General features: G+C 41.6%; 2 protein-coding genes. Both read right to left on the bottom strand.

The annotated features are described in order from the left end of the window. Positions 1-605 (bottom strand): AMP-binding protein (locus AB6735_RS27780; protein WP_370999445.1); only part of this gene is annotated, 605 nt, incomplete at its 3' end. Between the two features lie 43 nt (positions 606-648). Further along, positions 649-6609 carry an amino acid adenylation domain-containing protein gene (locus AB6735_RS27775; protein WP_370999444.1) on the bottom strand — a complete coding sequence of 1987 codons (5961 nt, stop codon included), beginning with the start codon at positions 6607-6609 and terminating at the stop codon, positions 649-651. Positions 6610-6664: the final 55 nt, after the last annotated feature.

The raw sequence follows: 6664 nt of genomic DNA, 5'->3' as shown, positions 1-6664 counted from the left end.
TCTTCAATTTCCCAGTGAATAAAATGGCTCAACCCTTTATGACATCCTAAAATAGCCTTCCCCCCGCCAGTGGATCCGGAGGTGTATACAATATAATTACCCGAGTTCTCATCAACAGTCATTTTTAAATTTGACAGTGGCAGCGTATTGTTTTTGACTGACCGTGCTGTATTTGCTTTTTTTGAAAAAAGCCCAACACTGTCCTCACCTAAAACAAGCATATGCGGGATTTCAAGTTTCATTTCATCGACCCATTTTTGAACTTTTTCCTTCCACCCTTCCATAGTAATTAACACTATTGGCTTCGTCTGAAAAAATATGTGCCTGAATCTACTTTCAGAGAAGCTTTCGTCTAAAGGAAGATAAATTCCACCGGTCTTAAATATTCCAAGTATGGTGCTAATCAATTCTATGCCTGAAGGCATTAATGTGGCAACTATCGGACAATCTCCTAGATCCAGATTTATCAACAGGTGCCCCAATTGGTTAGCGCGGCTATTTAATTCCGTATACGTTATATGATTAAACCCATCCTGGACAGCAGTACGGTCGGATGAAGATTCTACTTGCTTTTCAAACACTTCGTGAATTAACTTTTTATTCATATAAATACGGTATTTACTTCTAAATCTGAAATTCTTACGTACATCAAAAATCTTCACTAATTTCTCTGGTCACAAAAAAGGCATTATCACTATGTTCTCTGTTTTTGAAAGAAGGAAGGAGTTTTTTTATATCGGACAATTTTTGGGAGCAATCATTAGCAACTATTCGAATGAGCTCTGTCAAGTCATTTCCCATTTGTTTTATAGAGTTGTCTGTAAACAGGTCTGTATTATATTCTATCGAAATTTCTATTTGGCCGCTACTTTGTGAAAAATTAAAAGTCAGATCAAACTTGCTTGTGTTACTATCGAAACTTAATTCTTCAATTTCCAACGAAAAGTCCTGTTTCTCTAAATTTATAGTATCCCCGGCCCCAGTTTGAATCAGTATGTCGAACAAAGGGAATCGATTCAAATTGCGGTCTATTTTTAATTCTTGAATTAACAAATCGAAGGGATAAATATCATGTTCGTAACTGTTTAAAGTAACCATTTTCACATTCTCCAACAATTCTTCAAAAGAAAAATATGCATTGTATTTAAATCTTAGCGGTAGGAGATTCAGATACATTCCAATCTGATTCTCTAAATCGGGATGGCTTCTTGCATTTAAAGGTGTACCAAGAACGATATCTGTCTGATTTGTATAACTATAAAGCAACGTGTTGATCGCTGATAAAAAAATCATGAATGACGTAACTGCTGAATCCTTCAGTTGAGCATTAATTTTGTCAAATTCCTGACCATTCAAATAAAAATCATCTCTCTTGCCGTGATATTTCAATACATCTTTTCGCTCATAATCTGTAGGGAGATTAAGTGCCAGCGGCCTATCTGAAAACTGGTTGAGCCAGTATTTCCGGTGATATTGACCATTGTTGCCGGAAAGACAGTTATGCTGCCATTCCGCAAAATCCTTATATTGGATTTTTAAAGGTGACATATAAATTTCCTTCTTATCTATAAATGCCTTATAAAAGCTGATTAGTTCCTTGAAAAATATATTCATTGACCATCCGTCGGCAATGATATGATGCAAAGTCAGTAGAATGATCGTCTTTTCTTCTTTAAGCCTCAATATTCTGCATCTGATTATCGGCCCAATGCTGAGATCAAAACGTATCGCCGCTTCCCTTGATGCGATCACAAGTGCCAACCGTTCTTTTTCAGCCACTTCACGTAAATCTTCATGCTCTATATTAAAAACATAGTCTGAAACATCTATTATTTCCTGACGTGGCCCACCATCCACCTCGACAAAACGAGTACGAAGTATCTCGTGACGGTCAATTAATTGTTTAAACGCATGCTGTAGCGCTGAACGATCCAAGGCCCCTTGCATTTCGAAAGCCATAGGAAGATTGTAGGCCGTCTGATCTTTTCCCAAACGGTCTATAATCCAAAGCCCAAGTTGCGCGTGGGAAAGTACAAAGTTAGGTTGCTGAGGAGCGGCAGCAATTTGATCGAACGGCTCCAATTGAGCTTTCTCCACCAATAACTCAAGCGTTCTGATTGTCGTATTGACGAAAATATCGTTAAGAGTAATGGCCACCCCAAATTCACGATGTATCCGTGTTGCGGCCTGGATTGCCTTAATTGAGTCTCCACCTAGTTCAAAAAAATCACTGTCCAACCCGATATCCGCGGATGGTAGTAATTCTTTCCAAATATCTAAAAGTTTGAGCTGATTTTCATTTAATGGAGCATCGGATTCAGCATTTGCTTCTTTGAGGGTAAAAAAAGGTTCGGGCAATCTCCTTTTATCAATCTTTCCGTTTGTGGTCAATACAAATTCGTTTAACTGAATTAAATGTGCAGGAATCATATATTTCGGAATTTTAAGTTCCAAATAATCCCTCAATAGTTGACTGCTTATATCAGAGCGGCTATTATAATAACCAGCAAGGAACTTATTCCCTTCGGCTTCTTTAAGTACAACGGCCGCCGACAAAACATGTTCGTAGCTTTCCATCACCTTTTCTACCTCTTCTACCTCTATTCGGTAACCTCTCAGTTTGATCTGTAAATCCTGTCTCCCTGTATATTCCATTGTTCCGTCGTCCGTCCATTTACCCCGGTCACCTGTTTTATATAATTTTGCGCCTGGTTCAAATGGGTTCGTGACAAATCTTTCGTCAGTAAGCCTGTGCTGGTTCATATATCCTCGGGCCAGACCCGCTCCACTGATGCAAATTTCGCCCTCGACACCGATTGGTACCATCTGCAGCTGGTTACTCAAAATGTAAATTTTTACACCGCCAATAGGTGTTCCAATGGGGATGCGCAGCCTTAAATGGTCAGCAGGCTTCACCCTGTAAATAGTTGTACAGACCGCACATTCACTTGGGCCGTAAGCATTATACACGTGCAGTTTTTTGCTAAGTGTACTTAATTGACGAACGTTGGCCGCCTCCCCCGCAGTTACCAAAATTCGCAAAAAGGAAAAATCCTCCTCCTCAAATGTGGCAAGATAAGTAGGTGGAAATGTTGCTATACTGACCTTTAGCGATTTCAACTGAGCTATAAATACCGAAGGCGCAAGCATGAATGGTTTGTTGATGATCACTATAGCTGCCCCCGAATGTAACGCCGTCAGAACTTCATAAACAGAAGCATCAAAAGAAGCAGCTGCAAACTGAAGAATTCTGTCTTTTTCGGTTATGGAAAACTCATCGATTACCGCCAGGGACATGTTCAATGCATTACGGTGTTCTATCATTACCCCTTTGGGATGACCTGTCGACCCCGACGTATAAATTACATAGGCTAAATCAGTGGGTCTATTAATATGCCCAAGGTTATCAGTAGATAACTGCAGCCATTCCTGCTGAATATCTATAACCACCAGTTCTATTTGTGATTGGTTTCTTAGGCCATCATTAAACATATTTTCAGAGTCCGTGATTAAAATATTTACCCGGGCATCTTTTAAGATAAAAGCAATTCTATCCGATGGCGTTTCAGGATCAACAGGTAAGTAAGCTGCTCCTGACTTCAATATTCCCAACAGTGCAATTACCAGCCAATCTGATTGATCAATACTAATTGCTATTATTTCATCATTTTTTATATTGTATTTTGAACGCAGGTAATGTCCAAACTGGTTGGCTTTTTCATTTAACTGGCAGTAACTTAACGATCGGTCCCGGAATACAAGGGCGGTATTTTCAGAAAAAAGGGCTGCTTTATGTTCGAATTCTTCTGTTATCGTCCTTTTACTAAATCCTGGTGACGGAACTTCGCTGCCTAAGTTCTTTATCCGGTTGATTTCGGTTTCTTCTAAATATCTGATTTTGCTTATAACTAATTGGTTTTCATTATCTATTCCATTCGCTATATTTTTAAAATGTTTCAGCATTTTTTCTATACGGGCAGGTACAAACAAATCAGTATTATATTCTATTTGCAGAGACAATCCTTCGCTGAATTCTTCAAAATGAAACACCAGATCATATGTACTTACCATTATCTCTGTATAATATCCTCCGACTGAAAACTCAGAGAATTTATACTGCTCTTTTTGCAGATTACCGACGTTGTGGTAGGATATGGCAACATCAAATAAAGGCATTCTGCCGAAGTCCCGAGGAAGGTCCAGGTCCTCCAGTAATCTATCAAATGGATAAGACTGATGCCTGAACGCCCCAATAATCACATCTCTGACGTTTTTCAGTGTTGATTCAAAACTATCCTCTGGGTTAAGAATATTTCTGATGGCCAATATATTTAAATAAAACCCGATTTGGTTTTCAAGTTCATCGCGATCACGTCCTGCTGTTGTTGTTCCTATGATGATGTCCTTTTGTCCTGTATATCGGTATAGCAGCACATTTATGATCGCGGTTACGCACATAAAAAGGCTTGCTCCATGTGATTGGGCATAGTTATTTAATTCATACGTAGTATCTTTTTCGAGCATAATGCCGAGCATTGCACCATTATTTTTACGGATTTCCGGCCGTTTGTAATCGGTATCTAATGCAAGCACGGGTAAGTCGCCATTAAACTGTGATACCCAGTAGTTCCTTAGTTTTTTTACACTGTCCTGCTGCAATAAATCATGCTGCCAAACCGCGAAATCTTTATATTGAATCTTTAGTGGATTTAGTTGATAAGGATTATTTGTTACAAAACCATTGTATAATCCCAGTATTTCTTTAACCAGAATTTCAAGTGACCATTCATCAGCTATTATATGGTGTAAGACTAAAAAAAACACAAAATCCTTTGAGTCCAACTTATATAAATTTGTTTTCAGCAGTGGTCCTGTCGACAGATCAAATTTTTGACCCATTAATTCGCTGCATAGCTTTTTAATTCTTGCTTGCTTTTCAGATTCTCTGGTCAAATCGATATATTCCAGTTTGTAAGCAATATCCTCTAGCTTATTTATTTTTTGGTATGGCTCAGAATATAGGGTTACGAAAGTTGTGCGTAAGCTTTCATGCCGGTCGATCAGGATTTGAAATGCCTGATCTAAAAACGAGCTGTCGATATCTCCCTTTAAGCTGTACGCCGCGGAAATATTATAGGTAGACCGTTCATTGTCCTCTAATTGATCCATAATCCAAAATCTTTTTTGGGCATTTGTCAATGGATAATATTCCTGTGATTTGGCAACTGGTATCTGTTCGTATATTGTTTTTTCTCTAATTTCTATCTTTTGTGCGATCGCCGCTATGGTTGGGCTTTCAAACAATTCGTTCAGTTCTAACCGGATATTTATATTTTTCATGATGTAGCTGGTGATACGTATAGCTTTGATCGAATCACCACCCAGTTCAAAAAAGTTATCCGTCACACCAACCCGGTCCCGGTTCAGCACCTCTTTCCAGATCTCAGCCAGTTGCTCCTCCAGGTCAGTCCCAGGCGCTACATAGCTATCCGATTCCCCAAGACCCAGTGCCACCGGATCTGGCAGGCTCTCCCGGTCTAACTTCCCGTTCCCCGTCAGACCGAAACGATCTACACGGATCAGGTAAACCGGTACCATATAGACCGGAAGGTGCTGACCAGCATAGCTCCGGAGTGATCCCTCATCAATCAACGCTCCTGATGTATAATATCCAACCAGGTAACGGCTGCTTTCTTCTCCGCCTAACAATACCACCGCCTTTTCTACGCCCGCGTAGTTCCCCAGTACGCGCTCGATCTCGCCAAGCTCGATCCGGTAACCACGGAGCTTTACCTGGCTGTCCGAACGCCCAAGGTATTCTACTTTCCCCGAGGAATCCCAACGACCGATATCGCCTGTCCGGTAAAGCATCCCTCCGGATACGAAAGGATCCGCTGAAAAACGGGATGAGGTCAGCGCTGTGTTGTTCAGATAGCCCCGGGATACTCCTGTACCCCCAACATAAAGCTCCCCGGCTACGCCAGGGGGCAATAACTGACCGCCTCCGTCCAGTATATAAATAACAACCCCCGGTATACTTCGACCGATCACGCTCCCCGAGGAAGAGTCCCCGTATATATCCGATGAGGTCAGCTCATAATAACTCACATGAACCGTCGTCTCCGTGATCCCGTACATATTCACCAGATGGATCTTATCAGTCCCATAACGCTCTGACCAGCTCCGTAACTGACGCGCATCCAAAGCATCCCCGCCGAAGATCACGTAACGCAGGTGATCCGCCAGATCCGAATCTTCCCGGTGCTTATCCTCGGACAGGAAGTTATAGAATGCTCCCGGTGTCTGGTTCAGCACCGTGACACGCTCCCGGATGACCAGGTTATAAAGCAAGCGAACATCGCGTACCGTCTCCCAGTCAGGGACTACCAAACGACCGCCGTAAAGAAGCGCCCCGTACATCTCCCATACTGAAAAATCAAAACCGTAGGAATGAGCCATAACCCAAACATCAGCAGACCCGAAGCCGAACAGGTGCTGACCGCTCCACATCAGGCTGACCACATTCCGGTGCTCTACCATCACTCCTTTCGGGTGGCCCGTCGAACCTGACGTATAGATCACATAGGCAATATCTGATGGCTTATTCAACGCAGGAAGGTTTGCCGCAGAAGCAGGAACGCTGTTTGCCAGCAACTCCAGCAGG

The sequence above is a fragment of the Mucilaginibacter sp. RCC_168 genome (genome assembly GCF_041355315.1).
Lineage (GTDB): Bacteria > Bacteroidota > Bacteroidia > Sphingobacteriales > Sphingobacteriaceae > Mucilaginibacter.
This window is presented reverse-complemented; position numbering and strand designations above follow the sequence as displayed.